24 protein-coding genes are annotated in these 20,722 nt (G+C 46.9%); 12 read left to right on the top strand and 12 right to left on the bottom strand.

Going from position 1 to position 20,722, the window contains the following annotated elements; all coding sequences use genetic code 11:
• Positions 1 to 21 precede the first annotated feature (21 nt).
• The 7 genes from BM331_RS01995 to BM331_RS01965 all read left to right on the top strand — a co-directional run bounded on the left by BM331_RS01995 (position 22) and on the right by BM331_RS01965 (position 6,648).
• Positions 22 to 222: a hypothetical protein gene (locus tag BM331_RS01995; RefSeq protein WP_074926570.1), complete on the top strand. Its 201-nt coding sequence runs from the start codon at positions 22 to 24 to the stop codon at positions 220 to 222.
• Positions 223 to 332: 110 nt separating this feature from the next.
• Positions 333 to 1,037 carry a VirB8 family type IV secretion system protein gene (locus BM331_RS01990; protein ID WP_074926568.1) on the top strand — a complete coding sequence of 235 codons (705 nt, stop codon included), beginning with the start codon at positions 333 to 335 and terminating at the stop codon, positions 1,035 to 1,037.
• Positions 1,038 to 1,039: 2 nt separating this feature from the next.
• Positions 1,040 to 1,795: a TrbG/VirB9 family P-type conjugative transfer protein gene (locus BM331_RS01985; protein WP_074926565.1), complete on the top strand. Its 756-nt coding sequence runs from the start codon at positions 1,040 to 1,042 to the stop codon at positions 1,793 to 1,795.
• Positions 1,792 to 2,913 (top strand): type IV secretion system protein VirB10, encoded by a 1,122-nt coding sequence (gene virB10 / locus BM331_RS01980; protein ID WP_074926563.1) that lies wholly within the window; start codon positions 1,792 to 1,794, stop codon positions 2,911 to 2,913. Before BM331_RS01985 ends, virB10 begins: the two co-directional genes overlap by 4 nt.
• Positions 2,914 to 2,916: 3 nt before the next feature.
• On the top strand, positions 2,917 to 4,035 hold the full coding sequence (gene virB11 / locus BM331_RS01975; RefSeq protein ID WP_074926560.1) for a P-type DNA transfer ATPase VirB11: 1,119 nt from the start codon (positions 2,917 to 2,919) through the stop codon (positions 4,033 to 4,035).
• Positions 4,028 to 6,022 (top strand): type IV secretory system conjugative DNA transfer family protein, encoded by a 1,995-nt coding sequence (locus BM331_RS01970; RefSeq protein WP_074926557.1) that lies wholly within the window; start codon positions 4,028 to 4,030, stop codon positions 6,020 to 6,022. The genes virB11 and BM331_RS01970 overlap by 8 nt, the downstream gene beginning before the upstream one ends.
• A gap of 74 nt (positions 6,023 to 6,096) precedes the next feature.
• Positions 6,097 to 6,648, top strand: coding sequence for a KfrB domain-containing protein (locus BM331_RS01965; protein ID WP_074926554.1), 552 nt, complete (start codon positions 6,097 to 6,099; stop codon positions 6,646 to 6,648).
• Positions 6,649 to 6,698: 50 nt separating this feature from the next.
• Here BM331_RS01965 and BM331_RS11770 read toward each other — a convergent pair whose 3' ends face one another.
• From BM331_RS11770 to BM331_RS01930, 7 genes are all read right to left on the bottom strand, one after another.
• Entirely contained in the window at positions 6,699 to 6,875 is a 177-nt protein-coding gene (locus tag BM331_RS11770; RefSeq protein ID WP_177217812.1) for a hypothetical protein, read from the bottom strand.
• Positions 6,876 to 7,169: 294 nt separating this feature from the next.
• Positions 7,170 to 7,475, bottom strand: a complete 306-nt coding sequence (locus tag BM331_RS01960) for a hypothetical protein (RefSeq protein ID WP_074926552.1) — start codon at positions 7,473 to 7,475, stop codon at positions 7,170 to 7,172.
• A 212-nt stretch (positions 7,476 to 7,687) separates the two neighbouring features.
• Entirely contained in the window at positions 7,688 to 9,046 is a 1,359-nt protein-coding gene (locus BM331_RS01955; protein ID WP_074926549.1) for a replication protein, read from the bottom strand.
• Between the two features lie 193 nt (positions 9,047 to 9,239).
• Entirely contained in the window at positions 9,240 to 9,557 is a 318-nt protein-coding gene (parC, locus tag BM331_RS01950; RefSeq protein ID WP_074926546.1) for a ParC family partition-associated protein, read from the bottom strand.
• A 260-nt stretch (positions 9,558 to 9,817) separates the two neighbouring features.
• Positions 9,818 to 10,132 carry a HigA family addiction module antitoxin gene (locus BM331_RS01945; RefSeq protein ID WP_074926543.1) on the bottom strand — a complete coding sequence of 105 codons (315 nt, stop codon included), beginning with the start codon at positions 10,130 to 10,132 and terminating at the stop codon, positions 9,818 to 9,820.
• 10 nt (positions 10,133 to 10,142) lie between these two features.
• On the bottom strand, positions 10,143 to 10,427 hold the full coding sequence (locus BM331_RS01940; protein WP_074926540.1) for a type II toxin-antitoxin system RelE/ParE family toxin: 285 nt from the start codon (positions 10,425 to 10,427) through the stop codon (positions 10,143 to 10,145).
• Positions 10,428 to 10,999: 572 nt separating this feature from the next.
• Complete coding sequence (locus BM331_RS01930; RefSeq protein WP_074926536.1) at positions 11,000 to 11,875, bottom strand: LysR family transcriptional regulator; 876 nt, start codon at positions 11,873 to 11,875, stop codon at positions 11,000 to 11,002.
• Between the two features lie 386 nt (positions 11,876 to 12,261).
• On the opposite strand from BM331_RS01930, the gene BM331_RS01925 reads away from it, so the two are divergent.
• A complete protein-coding gene (locus tag BM331_RS01925) occupies positions 12,262 to 12,495 on the top strand; it encodes a hypothetical protein (protein ID WP_041353494.1) in 234 nt (77 codons plus the stop codon).
• A 1,162-nt stretch (positions 12,496 to 13,657) separates the two neighbouring features.
• On the opposite strand, the gene BM331_RS01920 is transcribed toward BM331_RS01925, so the two are convergent.
• Positions 13,658 to 14,626, bottom strand: a complete 969-nt coding sequence (locus tag BM331_RS01920; protein ID WP_074926533.1) for an IS481 family transposase — start codon at positions 14,624 to 14,626, stop codon at positions 13,658 to 13,660.
• Positions 14,627 to 14,683: 57 nt separating this feature from the next.
• A complete protein-coding gene (locus BM331_RS01915; RefSeq protein ID WP_074926531.1) occupies positions 14,684 to 15,445 on the bottom strand; it encodes a hypothetical protein in 762 nt (253 codons plus the stop codon).
• Between the two features lie 79 nt (positions 15,446 to 15,524).
• On the opposite strand from BM331_RS01915, the gene BM331_RS01910 reads away from it, so the two are divergent.
• A complete protein-coding gene (locus BM331_RS01910) occupies positions 15,525 to 15,752 on the top strand; it encodes an AbrB/MazE/SpoVT family DNA-binding domain-containing protein (RefSeq protein WP_011630643.1) in 228 nt (75 codons plus the stop codon).
• Positions 15,749 to 16,138, top strand: coding sequence for a type II toxin-antitoxin system death-on-curing family toxin (locus BM331_RS01905; RefSeq protein ID WP_074926528.1), 390 nt, complete (start codon positions 15,749 to 15,751; stop codon positions 16,136 to 16,138). Before BM331_RS01910 ends, BM331_RS01905 begins: the two co-directional genes overlap by 4 nt.
• A gap of 29 nt (positions 16,139 to 16,167) precedes the next feature.
• On the opposite strand, the gene BM331_RS01900 is transcribed toward BM331_RS01905, so the two are convergent.
• Together BM331_RS01900 and BM331_RS01895 are read right to left on the bottom strand one after the other, a co-directional pair.
• On the bottom strand, positions 16,168 to 17,493 hold the full coding sequence (locus tag BM331_RS01900) for a DUF559 domain-containing protein (protein ID WP_218154528.1): 1,326 nt from the start codon (positions 17,491 to 17,493) through the stop codon (positions 16,168 to 16,170).
• Between the two features lie 236 nt (positions 17,494 to 17,729).
• The gene (locus tag BM331_RS01895) at positions 17,730 to 18,362 is read right to left on the bottom strand and encodes an SOS response-associated peptidase (RefSeq protein WP_074926524.1); all 633 of its coding nucleotides are present in this window, start codon (positions 18,360 to 18,362) and stop codon (positions 17,730 to 17,732) included.
• 68 nt (positions 18,363 to 18,430) lie between these two features.
• On the opposite strand from BM331_RS01895, the gene BM331_RS01890 reads away from it, so the two are divergent.
• Both BM331_RS01890 and BM331_RS01885 read left to right on the top strand, forming a co-directional pair.
• Positions 18,431 to 18,862 (top strand): LexA family protein, encoded by a 432-nt coding sequence (locus tag BM331_RS01890; protein WP_256214771.1) that lies wholly within the window; start codon positions 18,431 to 18,433, stop codon positions 18,860 to 18,862.
• Positions 18,863 to 18,868: 6 nt separating this feature from the next.
• Positions 18,869 to 20,173, top strand: coding sequence for a Y-family DNA polymerase (locus BM331_RS01885; RefSeq protein ID WP_256214770.1), 1,305 nt, complete (start codon positions 18,869 to 18,871; stop codon positions 20,171 to 20,173).
• 187 nt (positions 20,174 to 20,360) lie between these two features.
• Here the strand turns inward: BM331_RS01885 and BM331_RS11375 are convergent, their stop codons facing one another.
• Positions 20,361 to 20,690 (bottom strand): endonuclease, encoded by a 330-nt coding sequence (locus BM331_RS11375; RefSeq protein ID WP_256214789.1) that lies wholly within the window; start codon positions 20,688 to 20,690, stop codon positions 20,361 to 20,363.
• Between the last annotated feature and the right edge of the window lie 32 nt (positions 20,691 to 20,722).

Raw genomic sequence — 20,722 nt, 5'->3', positions numbered from 1 at the left:
TACTTAAAAGGAATTTTCGCTATGAAAATTTTGCAGGTGGCTCTTTTTTGTCTTTTTGTTGCTGGTTGCACTTCCGCACCAAAACTTGAGTACCCAACGGGCAAGGAATCGGTCAGGCAACCGATCAATGTTTTACATCCGACATTGAGTGAGACTGTTCCATTAAAAGCCGCGCCAGCGGGATTAAACCCGGAGATCAACGGTATCTCTCCAACAAACTAAAGTATCAACCCCTCAACCCGGAACGACTCTTAATTCTTCTCTCAGATTAGAGTAATTCCGGAAACCGCAATCGAAATTATTCCACAAAACGCGGACTGTAAGGAAAAACCATGAACGAGGAAAACACAAAAAAACCCGGCGACATTACCCCGAACGACGACTTGCGCGACGTTACCTGGGAAGCAGAATTAAACGCCACTTTGCGCAATTCTCTAAAACGCCATGCAGCGCTTAATTATGTACTCGCGGTCGCGGTTGTTGCTCTGACAATAGCTCTGGCTGTGCTCATGCCACTTAAACAGTTAGTGCCCTATGTTGTGCGCGTAGACAATTTGACCGGGGCAACTTCTATCGGTCAAACCGTACAGGATTATGTAGCAGAATCTGAATTAGCTGATAAACACTGGGTGAATAAGTTTGTTGTTGCGCGTGAACGCTATAACTACCACTTAATACAAGATGACTATGACACCGTTAAGAGCCTTGCTGGTGATACGCCGTGGAAACAATACAACGAACTCTTTAGCGGCCCCCAAGCCCTTGATCAGCAATTCGGCAAGAATATCCTGTTCACCCCTAAAATCATCAGTATCTCGCTGACGGAAACAGGCGGGCAGAAATTTGCCACGGTACGTCTGTCGGTTCAGCAACGTGACCTGCGTACAGAATCCAAGCTACGTGCAGTCCATAAAGTTGCCACGCTTCGCTATGAATATGAACCACGTTTGTTCATTAGTGAAAAGGCTGCGATTAATAACCCGTTTGGTTTCACTGTCTTGGGCTATCAAACTGATGACGAATTCACAGGTGGTTAGCAATGAAAATAATCGTGATTGCATTGGCCCTGGCTCTGCCTGTCACCGCTCAGGGATTAGATTTTAGCGCAGCGCCTGATAATACTCGGGTTCGCACTGTCCGCTATACAGATAATACGGTCGTTCGTGTTGTGGGCTATGTGGGTAGTCCTACTGTTATTGAATTTGGTAAATCGGAAACTGTTGAGGACGTTGCAGGCGGTGGCATTATCGACTGGGATATTGCAAAGGTCGGCAACCGCGTTTTTATAGCACCACTCAAGACGGCCAAGCCTGGCACGATCATTGTTGCAACAAGCAAGCATTCCTATGTACTTGATATTGTGCCGGCCTATAAGGGCACAGTGCACTCTAACCGTGTGTCAAAAGTCATGTTTTCTTACGGCACATCCAAAAAACCACAAAGAAACTCTACTCAAGACCATGTTCGCCTGGCGAACATGAGTTATTCGATGGAGTTGGTGAATACCAGCGTCGATATTCGACCTTTGCGGGTCTTTGATGATGGCAAATTCACGTATTTTTATTTCCTAGAAAATACAGATATTCCCGTCATCTACGAGTCATCGCCTGGCAGTCGTGATGAATGGCTGACGAATTTTCACAAGGCGAAAGATGGTGCCATTGTGGTACACGGAATTGCTAAACAATGGAATCTTCGTCTGGACAAAGCCATTATCGGTGTTTTCAACGATGGCTTTAAATCATCTGTATACCCCGTAGAAACATCGTCTCTTAACGCAAGGGGGCCGAAATGAGTGAAGCTATTAAAGAAGAAGATTTCAACCAGGAACCGCCGCAAGAGTCGCATGAATTTAAGGGCGAAACCAAAAAGAGCGGGGTGATGCGCTCCAGGGTAGTTACCCTGGCACTGATGTTCAGTGTTTTTCTCGTGGCTTTACTGTTAGTTATCTGGTTCGGAAAAACGAAATTGTCTGATTGGCGGGCTGAACGTGAAGCAAACCAATCAGCTAAACAGGCCACCGCCAGCCTAAGCGCGAATCAACGCCGAGGGCGCGACTTTGATGTAAGTGATTTTTTTGCCAGATCGGAGCCGGAACAACCTGCAACACCAGCCCCAAAACAATTACCCGATAACTTTTATCAACCCGGCCCTGCGACGCATGTTCCTTTGGCTGGTGGTACAGCAGGCCAGCCTGGGCACGCTCCCGCTAATGTGCCTGTATTACCGCCCATGATGCTCTCGGGCGAAAACAATAACCGGCCTGCCACAGTACAGGATCAGGCGCATATGATGAGCCGGAAAGAGATGCCCTCAAAAACCGAACAGGCAAGTGCCGCTGAGTTAGGGGATCGTTCGCTCGTTATCACACGCGGATCGTATATCCCATGTATTTTGCAAACGCAGCTTTTCAGCAATGTGCCAGGCCAAAGCGGGTGCGTGATTCCTGACGACATCTATTCTGATGATGGATCGCGGTTACTTATCGCACGTGGCTCTACTGTTGTCGGCCAATACGGGCAGACATTGCAACACGGCGATTCTCGCATTGCTGTGGTATGGGAACGCATTAAAACCACGGATGGTTTTGTGATCGACGTAGATAGCGGCGCAGCCGATGGCGTGGGTACGATGGGTGTTAGTGGCTTCGTCGATAACCATTGGTCTGAACGCTTGGGCGCGGCCCTCCTGCTGTCTTTAATTGATGATGCAGTAGACATTGCTATAGCACGCCAGCGCGGTTCGGGCGGAACGATTTATGGCAACTCAACCGCTCGATCCGGCAAAAATGTTTCTCAAAAAGTGTTGAATGCCACCATCAATATCAAGCCCACACTCAGCGTAAATCGTGGCGCTCGCCTTATGATTTATGTCAGCAAAGACCTCTGGTTTGACGATGTTTACGGGGGTTAAGATATGAACTCAACAGTTTTGAAATCTTTAGAAACCAATCTTGGTACTGCGGGGCGGTTTCCCAATGCAGAATATGTACCGTTGCAAGATGACGCCGCAGTACAGGCATATCTTGCCCCATATGAGCAATGGCGCGAAGATCCCCGTGTAACAGAAATCGCTGTCAATAATGATGGCCGGGTTTGGGTGTACACAAACCAATGGGATAGCTACAACGTGCCGCAGATCAACCAGCACAGCTTATTGTCGCTCGGGGGCGCTATTGCGACCTACACCAATTCGGCACAAGGTTGGAATGCCGCTTATCCGATCTTATCCGGTTCTTTAAAAGACAATTCGCGGATACAACTTGTGATGGAGCCTGGCGTACTGCGCGGGCATGTCTCGTTTACGCTTCGCCAACCATCGAGGGCGCGTATTTCCTTAAAGGAAATGGGAGAACAGGGTATGTTTCAGGGCACTACCCAATCCACATTTGCTATTAAACCGCATGAAAAAGAACTGCTGTCCTTGGTGAAGTCGGGCAAGATCATTGAATTTCTAACAAAGGCGGTTCAGTACCGCCAGAATATTGTTTTGTCCGGGGCTACTGGCTCTGGAAAAACCACTGTGATGAAAGCCCTGGTTGATGCAATCGACCCTGGCGAACGCATCATTACCATCGAAGATGCTCACGAATTAAGCCTTACACAGCCTAACGTGGTGCATTTGCTCTATGACAACGCAAAAATGCGTCCTGGCTCTGACACGCCGGTTTTGTCGGCTAAAGATGCACTGCTTAGTTGCCTTCGGATGAAGCCCGACAGAATCCTGCTGGCCGAGATGCGCGGCTCAGAGTGTTTGTATTTTCTTCGCGCTGCATTAAGCGGGCACCCCGGCACACTTACGAGCTGTCACGGCGAAAATCCCGCGATGGCTTACGAGCAGATGATGATGATGGTGAAATCCGATCCTGTGGGCGCTGGGCTAGATTACAACGTCATCAAGCGCCTGATTCATTTAACGGTCGATATTGTGGTGCAAATCGAAGTTGACAGGCACACAGGCCAGCGACGTGTTGTAGAAATCGACTATAACCCGCAGCGTAAATATGCCATTGCCCAGGGGAAAGATCATGCCTAAAACTTCCGTATTTGCAGATATGACCCCAAAAAAATGGGTCGGTGTGGTGATTGGCCTGCTGTCGCTCGGTGGGCTGGTTTATTGCGCGTTTTTGGTATCTGGAATGGTGCTCTATGCCTCTTTCCATGAAAATCCTTTGAAGGCCAATATTTACACGATTTTCGATGCCACTGCGTCTATCGAAACGCACCGTCAAAAGGTCAAGGTAATCGGTAGTTATTTCGTGGGTTTTTTCCTGTGTCTTGCCATTCCGTTTGGCATGGTAATGGCCTATCGTCGGCGCGATATGGACGTGTACGGCAAGGGCCGTTTTGCCAATCGGAAAGATATTGATAATGAGGGGCTGTTTGCCGATAAGGGCATTTTACTAGGCCGCTTTGCGCAAGATTTGATGCACCTGCCTGGTTACGAGTTCGCGCTGCTTGCCGCGCCGACTCGCACGGGTAAAGGCGTGGGCTTTGTCATCCCTAATCTGTTGACCTTCCGGGAATCCGCAGTTGTGCTGGATATTAAGGAGGAAAACTACAATCTCACGTCCGCTTTCAGACGCAAGCACCTGGGCAACGAGATTTTCTATTGGAGCCCGTTTTCAGAAACTACGCACCGATGGAATCCACTGTCGTATGTCTCTGAAAACCCGCTTTTCCGGGTCAATGATCTGCGGGCCTTGGCCGTGATCATTTTCAGGACGACAGAACGCGGCGATCCCTTCTGGTCGGACAGTGCGCGAAACCTCTTTGTAGGGCTGGCCCTGTTGGTACTGGAAACGCCGCGTCTACCGCACACGATGGGGGAAATTTTACGCCAGGCGTCCGGCAAGGGTAAGGATACGGCCCTGTACTTGCGCGAAGTTATCACGGCCAGGCAGCGCACGGCACAGCCGCTGTCTCGTGAGTGCCAGGACTCCATCAATCGGTTTTTGAACGGGTCGGATGACACGCTGAAAAACATCCTGTCTACGTTCACGTCAGCCCTGGGAATTTTCAGTAGCCCGGTGACGGATAAAGCAACCAGCGCTGATGATTTTGACTTGCGCAATGTGCGCAAGCGCAAGATGACGATCTACGTTCATATCCCTGCCGGGGAGGTGACACAAGCACAATTCATCGTCAATCTGTTTTTCTCACAACTGATAAACGAGAATGTGAAGGAATTGCCAGAACATAACCCGGCACTGAAATACCAGTGCTTGCTTATGCTGGACGAATTGACCGCAGCCGGGAAGATTGAAATTCTGGCTAAGGGCGTGGGCTTCATGGCGGGCTATAACATGCGCCTGGCCCTGGTCATACAGAGCAATTCCCAGCTCGAATCGACCTATGGCAAGGAAGATGCCCACTCGATCATGGATAGCATGGGCGTGAAGATTTTCTATACGCCGTCGCAGGTCAAGGAAGCTGAGGAATACTCAAAGATGATCGGCAACATTACGGCGGTGGCACAGTCTACCCAGCACGCAAACGTAGGCGCTTTGAACCCGGGCCGCTACAGCAAGACGGAAACCGATACGCTGGTGTCTCGGGCTTTGATGCTGCCGCAGGAACTGCTACAGCTTGACAAAGAAAAGGAACTTGTCCACCGCGCCGGTATCCCGATCATCATGGGCACGAAGATTCGATACTACAAAGACGACTATTTCATGCGCCGGTTTACAGCGGTGCCCATGCACAAGGTTGCTATCGGTGATGAAGTCCGCACCGTACCGGTGCCGGTGCCGGTGCCTGGTAAGAATTGGCGGCTTTATAACGGCCAGGTGCAACGCAGTGACTATTACCTTGATGACCGCTTTTCCGATCTGGAAAGCCCGGAATCCATTAGCGTGTCAATGCTTGTTGACGTGGTGAACATGGTTGAAGAGAACCCAAACCCCGAAGATGCCGCGCTACAAGCTGCCGCCTGTGAAGATTTGGCTCTTGCCAAGGTAAACGAATTTGCCGCGCTGTTTGACAGCCTCGGCACCACTGATATGGACGTGCGGGGCCGATAGGTCCAGCACCCCATACCGCCGTCCTGGCGGCGTTCCTGCCCGCGTTAAGGGTGTTTATTAAAAAGGTGATACCTATGGAAAAAGAAGCACAAGCCACAATCAAATATATCGGGGAACGGTTACCCAAGCCTGATTGGGAAACCGCCCGCGATCTTGTCAGCAGTGCTGATCGTAAAGGCTTTGTCTACCTGGCAAAGCCTAACGCGCAATACGCCGGAAAAGTTTTAATGATGAGCGACACCCACCTGGTTCAGCAAGTCGGTAAAAATTCCGCCGTGGCGCATGATCTGTCAATACTCGAAAATGGCCCGGAACTTGAGCGTCAGTTCGACAATGGTGAAATCAAGGCCGGACGAACCAATATTAAGGTTGAATATGGTCAGGATAGGGGCAAGGCTGACATTGTGACGTATAACCAGCAGCGAGCTGAAACCGTGCAGACACAAGCAGAAAAATGGGCTGAACAGAACATTACCAATTCAAGAAGTCGTGAGACTTTTTTAAAACACGTTCGTACCTTTGCGCAAGATATGGCCAAAGGTCAAGAGCCTGCAAAGACTCTGCCAGACAAGGCCAAAGTCCCCGAGAAAACGCAAGCGCCACAACAGCAACAGCGCGCCCGCTAACGTCTATAGGGAATAGACCATGGCCAACTTTCATGGCCACGGTAAAAACCCTAATTCAATACAGGACGGTAGTTTCCGCCCTGTTTAAAGACAGATATTATCTGACTCGACGCCAATACCGCATTTGCTGTCAGATCGGTAAATGTTCCATCCCCATAACTGAAAATACGTGAACGAATTACACGATTACGTACCACTTCCCCTTGTGTCATCCTAGTGATTCCCATATTTAATTCTCATATTCTTTTTACTATTTTAGGGTATCCGGATACCCTAAATAAAAATGGTTACTTTGAAATAAAACTGGCAATTTTATTCCGTATGCTTTGTGAGATTACGAAAGTATGAAGCCTATTATCCCGTTCTATAATTACTAACTTTATCGCCACCAAACTGCATTTGATCTATTTGCGCAGCAGAGCCAAGATTGGCGCGGGCAAGTTCAGGCCGTTACAACCGGCTTAACTAACGTACTTTAAATTCCGTTTTCTGAAACAACCCCTAAAATGAAGTTACCAACTTTATTCTTTTATACAGTGCTTCACGGCTGTGACAAAATCCAACCGCAACAGATACATCGCTAAATCAATTGCACCGCCGCCACCTTTATCTGTTCTGGTGTCGTACCATCTTGCGCCGGTGGCCAACAATTCAACAACACTACCGCCCAGAGTCACATTAAGCCGGATAGTGGTTTTATCTTTCACCGGCACAAAATCAGAGTCACGCTTCCAATACAATCCCAAGACATCAAGTGCGACTACCACCGGCATTAATCTCAGTTGCTCCAACAGTTCAGGAGAGAATGATTTTCTTGATCTACTCATACGGATACCTTTTAGGCTTCACCATTAGTAATACGCAGGGACTTTGAACACCTGATTTTTCTCCGTGCCCTCGGCACTGCGCGGGGCATGGATAACTTGCAAGCAAGTTACCCACCCCCCTTGCGGCTACTCGCATTAGATTTAATGCAGAGCTACTCAAAGACACGGCCTTTGGCGAAGGCTTCGCCATTAGTAATACGGACATACTTGTCTCACACCTCTCCAGTCGCCTGTTGGCCCTGTAATACGGACGCACTTGTCTCATGTCCTGGTGCTTCTGGCTTGCCTGCTCGATACCAGGTTGCCCGGCTCATTCTCAGAGCTTCCCAGGGCTTCTTTCGGCTCAATGACTGGCCTTCATAGATTTCCCTATCCACTACCCCAGCTGCTCGCCTGCTGGCCTCCTTGCGCCCTCTATCCCGCTCCTTTGCCATGTCCCGGCTGATAACGGTGCGTAGCTGAGCCTGTTCGACGTCTGTAATATGGAAAAGGTTGATTAGCGTGTCGTTCCTGGGCGTGTACAGCGGGGCGTACTCATGACCGCCAAAGCTGATTTTTTCGCCCGCTTCGTAGGCTTTGGCCTTGGAATACAACGTCATCAACTCTTTACTGTTTTCTTGCCAGTTCGGGTCAAGCTCTTTAGCCAGGGCTTTTGCTTCGTAGTACATCAGCCGGCTGTTAGTCGCGCCGGATAGCAGCAAAAAATTCAAGCGCCAAAATAGGTGCTGCATACGCTCACCTTCCTGGATACCTCCGCGTAGCTCGGCCAACGTGCGCAAATCCTCAAGCCGGTGCCAGGCTAGTTGCCGTCCACTGAATCCGCGTAAGTTATCTGTCTTGTCGCCTGGCAGCAGCTTGAGCTGTCGCCGAATGGCACGTTCCTTCCGCTCTTGACGTTGCTGTTCCATCGTCCAGCGAGCTACCGGCAATAGTATTTCAGCTAGGTACTCAAAGTTATAACGCACTGGATAGCTGTTCGGCTCGTTTTCAACGTGGACAACCCGGCAGATTTCCCCGCTTTTCTCGTTAACAGTCTGTACAACACGCAGCACGCGACTAGCATCTTTCGCCTGGCGATCGGCTCCAAGGTGGGCCAATCGGTCGATAAGGTAACGCTGGCAAGCGTTCCACCTGGGCAATGCCTGACGCGGCAATGTCCTGTCTAAAAGCCATTTGGCTTGTATGCCACGGCCTGAGAAAACCAATATTGAGGGAGGGGGAATGCCTTCTTGGGCGCAGTGGTACAGTACGGACTCTACTAACTGCTCCGGCGTGCGGCCAGAGGCCCACGGCTCGCGGTAGGTGTCCAGGTCGGCAAAAAGCAGGCCCACGCGGGCAAGGTTAACCACACGTCGGTTTGGCCGGATAAACTCGGCTTGCGTCATCCAGGTGTCACGGTTCTTGTCGATTAAACCCAACACCGTGGGCATATCAATCAGTCGGTGGGATGATTGGCGTTTGTCGCCCTTGGCGTTAACCAGGATAGAAAAAAAACCTGCCTGTTCAGGGTCATGATACGCCCTGGCTTCTTCTTCCCGATCGAATAGGGAAAGTTGTTGATCTGCTGCCATGTAGCTCCTTCCGCCATGCGCAAAAACGCAATGGACTTGCCAAAGAAGGAACAAGGCCGTAGAATAGTATTAGCTAATTACGTCGTTGATTCTGTCGATTCTACGGCGGTCACACTTAAATTGTTTGACGACAATTCAAGTATGTGTTCCTGCATTTTGCAAAGCCTCCGCGCCAACGGGGGCTTTTGCTTTTCTAAATGTCTCCACTGGTGCCATCCGGTAAAGACTCCCTTTTTTGGTTCTTGGTGAGTGTGCGCGGCAGCCAGCCTATTGTGTCCACATAGAAGCCAGTGATACCGTGCTGAATCAGCACTGATGCCGCACCATCAACCGAATAAAAGTAGCGCGGGCCACCGCGCCGCCGCCCTAAAACAAAATCCTTTCCGCCCACTTTCAGGGCAATAATCAAGCCTTTGTCACCTGCCTGAATAACCGTATCTTGAACGCTGTTGGCCGCTAATAATTCTTTGAAACCCGTAGGGCCAACAATACTCATTGAATCTATGCTCATAATCATGCCTTACCTGCGCCTACAAAACAAGCCATAATTAAATTTAGGACACCCGAGTGTAATAATGGGATATTATTACAATACCTCTTTAATTGTTTTGATCTCAATAGTCGAGCTAGTGAGTGCGCGAATGTGCCATAATATTCAATCATGCTTAGATTCTCTTAGAGTTGATGGCATGATTGTCACGTGATTTTTCGTGTTTTCCTTCACAAGTCCGCGACAAGGGCCTGAATATCGCAAGTATTCAGGCCCATCTTCTATCCCTGCGTTAGTTCGTGCTTAGGAACCAGTGGCACTATTTTTAATAGTTCTGCGCCTTGAGCTGCCTTCCGTGCCTTTTCAAGGTCGTACTCGCACTGTAATGCCGTCCAGAAGCGGGCCGTACTGACACCCGCCGCTTCCAGCCTTATAGCAAGGTCGTAACTGATACCGCCGCGCCCGTTGACCACGCGGGAAATCGACTCACGCGACATGCCTAAGCGTTTAGCTGCTTCGCCCACGGTCATGTCCAGCGCCTTTAACACGTCCTCGCGCAAGATCATGCCAGGGTGGGGATGGTTCATCATGTCCATAGCTTCGCTCCTATTTGTCGTGGTAATCCAGATAACCAACCAGATCGGTATCGACGCCCACGAAAACAAAAATAACCCGCCAATTTTTGTTAACGGTAATTGACCAGTACCCGGCTAAATCGCCCTTGAGCGGGTGTAGTCGAAAGCCAGGAAAATCCAGTTCAGCCGGTGCCTGTGCCACGTCCAGCGCCCGCAGGATGCGGCCCAGCTTCGCTGCGTGTTCGGCCTGTATGCCTCGGGTCGAGCCGGTCTTAAAAAAAATCTCTAGTCCCTTGTGCTTAAAATTCCTGATCAAGCCGGTATCCTTTGCTTTCGGTATAGTCTATAGTGTGACATACATCATCTCATAACACAAAAAATTTTTTACTGATAGGCTGTCATTTTCAGAAGACGATTGCACCAGTTGATTGGGCGTAACGGCTGTTGTGCAGACGACTCTTGATAGCCCGATATCAGAAGCCAGCTGCACCAATCTTGACTATGCTTGATACTCGTGTGCACCAAGGTGAGAGTATGGACATGGCAGTATTAGGCGTGATGGGCTGCATAGCGGTATTTATTTGTAACAACCTGCATTTATAAATGATCCGGCCTGCATTCAGCGCGATTTTGAGCCATAAATAACTGCGACTGACAGAACATCCATGTTAGATTGTTAATCTCGAGTGGATTTTAGAAGATCCGTCTCGCAACGATACCCTTACCCTTTTCACAAACAGAACACTTCTTGTATCCGGGGGTCGTGCTGATAAGGGCCACGAATGGATTGAAAAGCACCACGCAATGGAATGCGAGCACAGTCATTTTGAAACGCGAGCTGCTACAGTTAGGTGGTGGCTAAATGCGGCATAAATTTTATGCATTCTGCTAAACCTTGCCCAGATGCTCCTTTAAGAACTTAATGAAGTGCTGTGTTTTTGCAGGCAGTAATCGGGTTGCCGTAATAGCACAGGCAGATACCGGAGCCCCGCGCCATTGAGGTAGTACGCGACGCAATCGCCCACTGGCAATATCATCAGCAACAATTTTCTCCATCATCATGATTATGCCCATATCAAGTGTTGCTAAGCGACAAATCATTCCGACACTGTTAAGCGTAAATCTGCTGCCAATAGAGATTTTGGTAGTGTTTATCCCATCGTGCAGTGTCCATGTGTCAGCCTTCATGATGCCCAGACATTCATGGTTTGCCAGATCAGCGGGTTCGGCAGGCTCTCCCGAGCGATCAAGATAACGAGGTGAAGCATAAAGGTATGTAGGGAGCACGGCCAATGGACGTGCGATCAATTGGGAATTTTCTGGTTTTCCTATACGGATTGCCACATCGAAAGGTTCATTCACCAGATCGACCCACCGTGACGTGAGATCGAAATCAAAGACGATGCCCGGATAAAGTTTTGCAAATTCGGCGATCAAGGGTGCCATGTAGGTCACGGTAAAATCCACGGGCAGTGAAGCACGTAGCACGCCACTGGGCTGTGTGAGCATTTCGCTGAGTTGCTCTTGTGCGAGTTTGGCTTCATCGACGATACGCTTACAACGCTCGTAATAAATCTGACCAGCCTCGGTTAACGTTATCTTACGCGTTGTGCGATGTAAAAGGCGCAATCCAAGCGTCTTTTCCAGCGCACTAATCCGTCGCGATAGCGTTGAGTTTGGCATTCCGATAGCATCGGCAGCACCGCGAAAGCTCTTGGCCTTGACAACCTCTACGAACAGAGCCATGTCATTCAAAAATTTCATATCTAATGCTCCATTAATGAAGCAATGTTATCCAAAAAATAGTCTTTGTTCTATATAAGAAGCAATGGACAATCCCACTCTCTTGTGGAAATCATCATGAAGAAAACAAGGGGGGTATTAAAAAGGAAGCGCGAAGTCACGCTGTTGAGATCTTCGATCTGGTATTTACCTTGCTTGCACCAGCAAACCTGCATCAGATTAGACAGGTGTTGACCATCACATGAGCGCACAAGATATCACTAGAAAATCTGATAATTGGTAAGGAAAAGACTGCTGATTCAGGGTGGATTTTCTAAAATTATGAAGATCCAAATGATTACTTATCAAGACTTCCTTCATTACCACGCCATTTATGATGGGTATTTTATTATATGTAGGAGATAAATATGATTGGGGCTATTCTGAAATTTAAAGGAAGTTTGATCAAGCGTATTATTTATGTAGTTACTATTACTCTATCAGTTATGTTGATAGCTGCGTGTAATCGTCCTGGGGTACAGGTTACAGAAAGAGAAAAGGAAAATTATGAAAAAATTGTTGCTGGTGAAATAATAGAGTGTCCATACGGGCTAGATGCTAATGGATCATGCCTTGATGAAGGTGATGACGGTATCTGGTAATTATGGCGGTTACTTTTTTGTAACAAAAAACCAGAGTAAGTTTTTTATCTGATTACACTCTTCCAAGATTCTTGGAATGTACTACTAAAGTAACCTTCTATAAGATCGATTCCATCTCATTACAATATAGGAGACAGGAATCGATCAAAAGTCCTGTTATTTATTCATACTGTAATGACCCAGTAATTTCCTGCTCAGATATTATTCTCCAATATATATGATCAAGTAGCCCAAGGGAATCTCACCTTCAGGCTCTCCCGCAACGGTACGTGAATCTCTCGATTCATACCGCTCCTATCGTTCAATCATTCCGGCCTAGGTGATATGCCAATGGGCAAAGCAGTCTGGCTGTCATTTATACAAATAGCTGCAACAGTATAGAAATAATTTCACTAACTTAATGATTTGTACAATACTCTGAAATTCTTAGCTGTAATAACCTGCATTTATAACTGGATCAACCTGCATTCAATGCGATTTTGAGCCAGTAATAACTGCATCTATCCACCCCCGCAAACCAGAGATAACTGCAAATGAACCTGCATTCAATCTAGCTGACCTGCATTTATCGGTGCAAACCAGGAATAAATGCGACGGACAAAAGATCGTCAATCCTGATGGTGTTTTCAAAAAATGATTTTTTGCACTTGATTACAAGCAGATATTCACGATCCATCTCCTTTGTCATTTTCAGAAGACGACTGCACCAATCAATGAGGCATAAAGCCTGTTGTGCATACGGCGTCGTAAATTCCCTAATTTATGCGACAATCAGCGCAAGCAAAATGGATATACCCGCGTGTATCCATATCCTCGAACTCAGAATTCTCTCGAATCAGACATCCTGCGGGTTGCCCATTTGACGATCAAAAGATTGGCGAATCATGCCCATGACGTAGGTGTAGCGGCTCGCGTTTCAAAATGATTGTGTTCGCTTCGATACCGTTTTTGGCTCACAGTAATTGCAAATGACGGGGCACTCATATGCTCACATTATCTGCAAATGAGCTTGCATTCAATAAGCAATTCAGCCAGGAAAGATCGTCGAATTCTTACTTTGATTGCCTTCCTTTCTGCGGTCGCTCTGCTCCCAGCGCGCCATGTGGGCAACGTACAGCGTTGACACACAAGGCTCTTGCGTGCTACTCAATATATAAATTGCTTAGATGTTTAGTCCCACGGTGTGCTGGAATGGGTCAAAGATAAAACGATCTGGCTCATTTTTCCAGATTTTGCAGATGTATTCATAGGGTGTTAGGCCTTTGAGAGCTTTTAGTCTTTTGGCGAAGTTATAAGCCATCACAAAGCGATGGAGATGGGCCTTCAACTGATCGTGTGAGTCGTAATAATACCGTTTTACAGTCGCATCCTTGATGGTTCGATTCATGCGTTCAACCTGACCATTGGTCCAGGGATGGTTGGGTTTGGTGAGACGGTGCTCGATGCCGTTGATCTGACAACACCTATCGAACATATGCGTTACATACTGAGCCGTTGGCCCATTCCGATAACGCGCCGGGAACGTAAACTGGATACCGTTATCAGTCAGGATTGTATGGATCTTGTAGGGAACAGTCTCGATCACGGCCTTCAAGAAGGCGGTTGCCGTGTTGCGGTTGGCTTTGTTCTGGAGTTGAACAAAAACGAACTTTGATGTCCGGTCAATGGCTACAAAAAGATAGAGTTTACCTTCCTTCGTACGAACTTCGGCAATATCAATATGGAAGTAGCCAATTGGATAGGCATTAAACTTTTTCTTTGGCTTGTCACCATCAACCTCCGGCAACCGACTGATGCCATGCCGTTGAAAGCAGCGATGCAGGCTTGAGCGGGTTAAATGCGGAATGCTTGGTTGCAAGGCATATAGACAATCATCCAGCGGTAGAAGCGTATGTTTGCGAAACGCCACAACAGAGGCTTCTTCTTCCAGACTTAAAACAGTCGAGTGCGACTCTTTGGGGCCCATCGGTGCATCGTGGGTGAATTCCCGCTTCCGCCACTTCGCTACCGTTTTTGGATTAATCCCATGCCGCTTGGCCAGAACATTCAGACTCTCTTGACTATTTTGTATCGCTCGACGCACCGCCGCTGTCGTGTGGGCGCTTCCGTGTATATCTGTCCCATAAGTCATCCCTCCGTAGCTGGTTATATGTTACACCAGCACACCGTGGGACTAAACATCTTAACCTCACTTACATTCCCACAAAATTACACCATCAACTACGTCCTTCACAGTCTCATAATCATAGGCATTTAGCAGTGAGATTAAACTGTCATTGATCAGTTTTGCTGCTTCCTCTGTATCAGAAGATATTAGGCGTTTGTCGGCATGACAGTTTTTATTTTTCCAGACCTGCGGATAGGTTTTGACTTTATGTTTTCGTTCTACAAGAATTTCAGCAACAAAAGGAGACGGATCTTCACGACTCCAGTCAACACGTTTCAAAGCATGGAGACCACCCAACAGCGCCAATATAGGCGTCCTCCCTGTCTGGTTTTCAAGAACCATTGCCATCCACTCATCACGTGGACTGCTTGTTTTTAAATCAGCATCTATAGCAAGCAGCTTCAGGCATTTACCACCTCTTTTCATTTCGGCCAGATCATGAATCATTATCCGATAGGCTGGATGATCTATCATCGGTGGAATAGTAATGTTGGATATATCTGCTTTTCCCTCTGATACCTGGTCCAGAATCATTTGCTGGCTGCTGGCTATTTCCAGAGCAACAACCAGACATTTTCTCTGTTGTAGATATTCATCTATCACGGTTTTGAAAAACTGGATAGATTCTGGCCGTTTGTGATCTTCACCAATGATCGTTATGGTGCCCTGCTCTATTTCACTCGTAATCAGACTTTGTACCTCGCTTGGTACTGCTATCTGAGGTAGAAGCACCAAAGATAACAACCACCAATAGAAAATTTTTTTGAGGCTTGTAAAGTTCATCAAGATTCCTGAATTTTTCAAACTGAAATTAATTTTTGTTATTATATGTTATTACATCAGTTATAACTTTAGGGGTGATATGATTGAATTGAAAGTCAGAAAATTTGGTAATTCTCTTGGTGTTGTTTTGCCAAAAGAAGTGGTTAATCATTTACGTACCGGGGATGGGCAGCGATTATTCTTAACCGAGGCATCTGATGGAAGGTACCTTATTACGCCATACGATCCTTCATTTGGTGAAAAAATGGCAAAGGTAGAAGATATATGTAACCGATACCGTAATACACTCCGTGCATTGGCGAAGTGACAGCACCTGTCTGGATAACTGAGCAGGATGCACTTGCCATCCATGAGCGCTTAATTTCTCTGCATGGTGGTGCATCGGGCATTCGCGATAGGAATCTTCTGAAATCAGCACTTGCAAGACCACTCAATTTTTTTGCCTACGATCAGCAACCTGATATTTTCCTCTTGGCCGCTACTTACACAGGTGGGATTCTGCAAAATCATCCTTTTGTGGATGGGAACAAACGGACAGGATTTGTAATTGGTGTGCTATTCCTCGAACTCAATGGCTACAGGTTTACCGCCAGTGAGGAAGATTCAACACAGGCTGTATTGTCCCTTGCTGAAGGCTCTCTTGATGAGCTTGGGTTCAGGTTGTTCATTGAAGATAATTCGATTGCACCGTAACTGACGTCGAGAAATATTTATTCAGATGACTATTCAGACTGATGTTTCTCCCAGTGATAGTCCAGCTCATTATCATAAATATACAATTGATCCAGTGATGATAATTTAATCTGAGGTTTCCCTTTGTAATCATTAACTAATCCTTCTGCACACACCACATCGTATTTTTCTAACTCTGCAAGTGTCGATTCAAATGTTAGTCGGTTATTACCCCATATAATCAGTGTTATCGATTTTTCTTTGGATCGACTGCCTCCAACCTCAATCCAAGTCGGTTTGCCCCGGACATCATTTCGGTAAGTAATGTTAATAATATTACCTTTGATAGCAGCATTTTTGCCGATCTTACTTGCTGCTTGTTCCCATGAAAGCGGGTTTTGACAGCTTGAGCCTGGCCGTTTCTCGGGGAGACGGTGTTGGATATTACCAACAAGAACCAGTCCTCCCTGATCAAAAGTATCTTTTTTCCACGAACTTTCTATTTTTGGCTCGGACTGTTGGACGTTGCCAGCAGAAGTCATCTCAGTGCTCGCGGGTGTTAACACTGGTTGTGCGATGTATTCGGTTAATTGCTTTTCAGGTTGGGCAGGTCGATCAGAGACACTGGCAACGGTTTTTATTGTTTCGTTGGTATTTGGCTTGAATACGAGAGCCAATATGGTGACTGCAACTAACGTAGTTAATGCCCATATCGTAGTCTTCATAATGTTATTTTCCCTGCTGATCTCTTGTAATTGCTTTTGCGATTCATTGAGTCGTTGCAAAAGTGTTTCTTCATCTTCTGTTAACGGTTTTTCTTGCTGTGCAAGTTGCAGTTGATGTTGCAAGGTATCGATCTGCTTTATCAAACGTTGGTGATCTTCTTCGCTTGCTTTGCTGCGTTGAGCCTGCGCTTGCGTCTGTGATAGTTGGTTCTTTAAATCACGGATAGAATTTTCTATATGTGTCTGGTAATTACTTTTCTGGCGTTCACTTCTAAGAAGAAGATCGATATGCTGCTTACAACGCTCAGGAGCATCCCTTACATCTGTATTGGCAAAGCGCAATACAAACCATCCTTGTGAAGTCAGAGCAGCCTGACGTCGTTGCCAATCAACGAAATCGGATTTACTCATGCCGGTTCCGGTGCCACGTTTGTCATACCCGTCTACTTCGATGGCAATTCTGATCGCACTACCTTCCTGGTAAACAAAATCGCAATAGCGCGTTTTGCCATCAGAATCCTTAAACTTGAATTGGGCTATCAGAGAACCAAAATCGAATGTAATCCGTGACAAGACGTTACGGAAAAACATCTCTTCAAAGGAGCTGCCAAGTTTATCCAGGTTATTCTTTAACCAATCCTGTGGACTCAAGTGAACCTCAACTGTATCTATTGCCGATCATCCAAAAACAGATATGGACTGCCATCACCCAACATAGGCAGTGTTTTTACATTCTTTAAAGTTATTTGAACGGCAAATAACCACGCAGATTTAGATTTAAAACTTGAGTTTTACTGCTTCAAAGGCAAAGGCAAAGGAAATTGAAATTTTTTTATGAGGATAGATCTGACGTTGGTACTAAATTAATAAAGAAAGACACCAGAAAGTTATGGGAGGGTGATTAACCTGTCGGCTGGATATTGACGTAAATACGTCATGGCATCATGGTTTAATGACGTCAACCAGTCTTTATAGGATGCTCTTGGTAGAATCACCACCATTCTTTTTTCAGCACCGGGTTTGTGAAACCGATGCATGACTGAATGATCATCCGCGTTGATGGTTAGCATGGTAAAGGAATACAGTCTCTCTTTTCCCCAGGTAGACCATAGCCCTGCTATCCCCATTGGTTCTCCATCTTTTCTGGTGATACGAGTGGTAATGGATTTGCCGCTACGCCAATCCGGTTCATAAATTGCTTCAGCAGGAATAATGCAACGCTGTTTGTTGCGCCACGCATCTCTAAAGCTAGGTTTCTCGGCAACGGTCTCTGACCGGGCGTTAAATGTTCTGCGACCGAATTCTGTATCTTTAGCCCAGTGTGGAATTAATCCAAATTGGCCAGTTAATGCCTGAAAATCAGGAACAGCTTCGTCTCCTGATTCGGATTCACCCGGATGGATGATGAAGGTACTGGTGTACGTCGGCCAGACATCAAAGCGAATATCCAGGGGAAGTTGCGTACCAAAATAGCGCAACAGGCGTTCAGGTTCTCGTACAGATTCGTAGTGACTGCACATGGTCGTACCTTTCAATAAAAAGAATTAGAATAAAGAACGGTTTAACTCACCAGAAAATGAACTTGCCTATGTTGGTACTGAAATATAGCCAACCTGTTCCTGTACAGGTCGGTGAGCCTGTTTATATTCCGCTTTATTCTGGAGTACGTGCTGGCTTCCCAAGCCCGGCAGATGATTTTTTGCTCAAACGCATCGATCTGTCTGATGAGCTGATCAAGCATCCGGAAGCAACGTTTTTGATGCGAATAAAAGGCCACTCCATGACAATGGCTGGAATTGATGATGGTGACATTGTGGTGGTAGATAAAGCTGTGAAACCAGAGCATGGCAAGATTGTGATTGCCTGTGTGGATGGGGAATTTGTCTGCAAACGCCTGTATCTCCTGGATGGAGAAACCAGGTTGCAACCAGCCAATCCGGACTATAAAGATATTGTTTTCAAGGACGGGCAAATACTGGAAGTCTGGGGAGTGGTCACTTCCTGCATTAAACAATTCTGAAACATCATGTACATCATGTTTGCGCTGATCGACGGCAATAACTTTTACTGCTCGTGTGAACGAATTTTTCAGCCTCGTCTGCAAAAAGTACCCCTGGTTGTACTGTCTAATAACGATGGATGTGCTATTGCCCGCAGTGAAGAAGCCAAGGCGCTGGGTATCAAAATGGGGCAACCGTGGTTTCAGATCAAGCATCTGGAGCAATCAGCAGGGCTGGTTTCTCTTTCACCCAATTTTCCACTCTACGGAGACATGAGCCTGCGCATGATGCGTCTGGCTTCCGAGCTGGGCGACAAGCAGGAAATTTACTCAATTGACGAGTGTTTTATCGGGTTACAGGGGATCTCCAATGTGACACACAGGGCAAGTGAGATTCGCGCCAGAATTTTGCAGTGGACTGGAATACCGACCTGTATCGGTATCGGCCACACCAAAACATTAGCTAAACTTGCGAATCACATTGCCAAGGATGCAGACAGAAAGCCAGGCAGCTACCCTAGCCGGCTGGCACAAGTTTGCAATCTGGCTGAATTAAACGAACGTCAACGCCAGTTCCTTTTCGAGACGACAGATGTGGGGGAAGTATGGGGAATCGGCGGGCAAATCAGCCAACAACTCAAACAAGCCAGAATCAATACCGTAAAAGATTTCATGCAATGCAATCCGGCAACGATCAGAAAGCGGTTCAGCGTTACGCTGGAGCGCACCTGGCGTGAACTGCATGGCCAAAGCTGTATTGCTCTGGAAGAAATACCATCCCCAAGAAAAGAAATTGCCCATACCCGCACATTTGGCCAGCCAGTGCGCAATCTTGCTCCCTTGATAGAAGCCGTTACGGAGTTCACTTCACGGGCAGCCGAGAAGCTGCGCAAGCAACAAAGCAAGGCTTCATCCATTCTGGTATTTATTCATACCAGCAAACATCGCTCAGGGCCTCAATACGCCCGCTCAATAACGATACCAGTAGTGCGCCCGGCATCAGATACCAAAAGTTTGCTAAATGCTGCTTTACGTGGCCTCAAGAAGATCTATAAACCAGGATTCGATCTCACCAAAGCGGGCATTGTTTTAATGGATCTGACCAACGCTCAAACCAGACAGGCAGAGCTGGATTTTGGAGAGACAGAATCTGATAGTAATGAGCGGTTAATGCACGCTATTGATGAGATCAATGACCGCTTCGGCAGAGGAACAATCATGTATGGCAGTGCTGGAGTGGGCAGCGAAAAAAAGGTATGGACGATGAACCAGCAGCGACGTACCCCTTCTTATACAACGACTCTTGGAGAAATTCCAACTGCCTTAACCTGAACAATATTTATGAAGCAATTGTTTGTATCACAGGTGTGTTGATACTGTGACGCCATAATTCCATGCAACCATGTGGTTTATTTTTTCTATCCTTAAGGTTGTTAGTAACAATGTGGCTTCTTGCGATGTTTAATTAGTTACCTTATTTTCACCAGATACTTGGCTTAACGATATAAATGTAGATTTCTCAATTTGTTTTCGGTTGTAAGGTATTCGATAAGCCTTCCCTTGAAGGTTTCTGATCCAGTTTCCAGGTTTTTTCTCCAGTAACGTAGCGGTTATGGTGCCCCATCAGTTTGGCAATACGGTTATCCAGTTCTCTTTCCCACGCGGTCACTGGAAATTGATGATCCCACGCCATGAGAATGCGTTGCTGGGCTTTTGACATGGATAATCCATAGCGGTCATACATATAGAAGGTTACCCGTGCGATAAAACCTTTTACTTTGTCCCTGGGTTCTGTCGTTCGCTTTTTGAAATCTGTGCGGGTTGTACACTGACCATACTGGTTGGGTATTGTCCGGGCAACTATGCTCTTCGATCACCGTT

Source organism: Nitrosomonas eutropha, assembly GCF_900116685.1.
In the GTDB taxonomy this organism is placed as follows: domain Bacteria; phylum Pseudomonadota; class Gammaproteobacteria; order Burkholderiales; family Nitrosomonadaceae; genus Nitrosomonas; species Nitrosomonas eutropha_A.
Note: the sequence above shows the minus strand (reverse complement) of the source record. Positions and strands in the feature narration are given on the sequence as shown.

What these genes read in the sequence shown, in the direction of transcription:
- BM331_RS01945 (WP_074926543.1), bottom strand. Translation starts at nt 10,132, where the DNA reads ATGGACATGATGAACCATCCCCACCCTGGCATGATCTTGCGCGAGGAC.
- BM331_RS11770 (WP_177217812.1), bottom strand. Translation starts at nt 6,875, where the DNA reads ATGGGAATCACTAGGATGACACAAGGGGAAGTGGTACGTAATCGTGTA.
- BM331_RS01960 (WP_074926552.1), bottom strand. Translation starts at nt 7,475, where the DNA reads ATGAGTAGATCAAGAAAATCATTCTCTCCTGAACTGTTGGAGCAACTG.
- BM331_RS01920 (WP_074926533.1), bottom strand. Translation starts at nt 14,626, where the DNA reads ATGACTTATGGGACAGATATACACGGAAGCGCCCACACGACAGCGGCG.
- parC (WP_074926546.1), bottom strand. Translation starts at nt 9,557, where the DNA reads ATGAGCATAGATTCAATGAGTATTGTTGGCCCTACGGGTTTCAAAGAA.
- BM331_RS01895 (WP_074926524.1), bottom strand. Translation starts at nt 18,362, where the DNA reads ATGTGCAGTCACTACGAATCTGTACGAGAACCTGAACGCCTGTTGCGC.
- BM331_RS01925 (WP_041353494.1), top strand. Translation starts at nt 12,262, where the DNA reads ATGATTGGGGCTATTCTGAAATTTAAAGGAAGTTTGATCAAGCGTATT.
- BM331_RS01955 (WP_074926549.1), bottom strand. Translation starts at nt 9,046, where the DNA reads ATGGCAGCAGATCAACAACTTTCCCTATTCGATCGGGAAGAAGAAGCC.
- BM331_RS01915 (WP_074926531.1), bottom strand. Translation starts at nt 15,445, where the DNA reads ATGAACTTTACAAGCCTCAAAAAAATTTTCTATTGGTGGTTGTTATCT.
- BM331_RS01985 (WP_074926565.1), top strand. Translation starts at nt 1,040, where the DNA reads ATGAAAATAATCGTGATTGCATTGGCCCTGGCTCTGCCTGTCACCGCT.
- BM331_RS01970 (WP_074926557.1), top strand. Translation starts at nt 4,028, where the DNA reads ATGCCTAAAACTTCCGTATTTGCAGATATGACCCCAAAAAAATGGGTC.
- virB10 (WP_074926563.1), top strand. Translation starts at nt 1,792, where the DNA reads ATGAGTGAAGCTATTAAAGAAGAAGATTTCAACCAGGAACCGCCGCAA.
- BM331_RS01995 (WP_074926570.1), top strand. Translation starts at nt 22, where the DNA reads ATGAAAATTTTGCAGGTGGCTCTTTTTTGTCTTTTTGTTGCTGGTTGC.
- BM331_RS01930 (WP_074926536.1), bottom strand. Translation starts at nt 11,875, where the DNA reads ATGAAATTTTTGAATGACATGGCTCTGTTCGTAGAGGTTGTCAAGGCC.
- BM331_RS01965 (WP_074926554.1), top strand. Translation starts at nt 6,097, where the DNA reads ATGGAAAAAGAAGCACAAGCCACAATCAAATATATCGGGGAACGGTTA.
- BM331_RS01910 (WP_011630643.1), top strand. Translation starts at nt 15,525, where the DNA reads ATGATTGAATTGAAAGTCAGAAAATTTGGTAATTCTCTTGGTGTTGTT.
- BM331_RS01885 (WP_256214770.1), top strand. Translation starts at nt 18,869, where the DNA reads ATGTACATCATGTTTGCGCTGATCGACGGCAATAACTTTTACTGCTCG.
- BM331_RS01890 (WP_256214771.1), top strand. Translation starts at nt 18,431, where the DNA reads ATGTTGGTACTGAAATATAGCCAACCTGTTCCTGTACAGGTCGGTGAG.
- virB11 (WP_074926560.1), top strand. Translation starts at nt 2,917, where the DNA reads ATGAACTCAACAGTTTTGAAATCTTTAGAAACCAATCTTGGTACTGCG.
- BM331_RS01990 (WP_074926568.1), top strand. Translation starts at nt 333, where the DNA reads ATGAACGAGGAAAACACAAAAAAACCCGGCGACATTACCCCGAACGAC.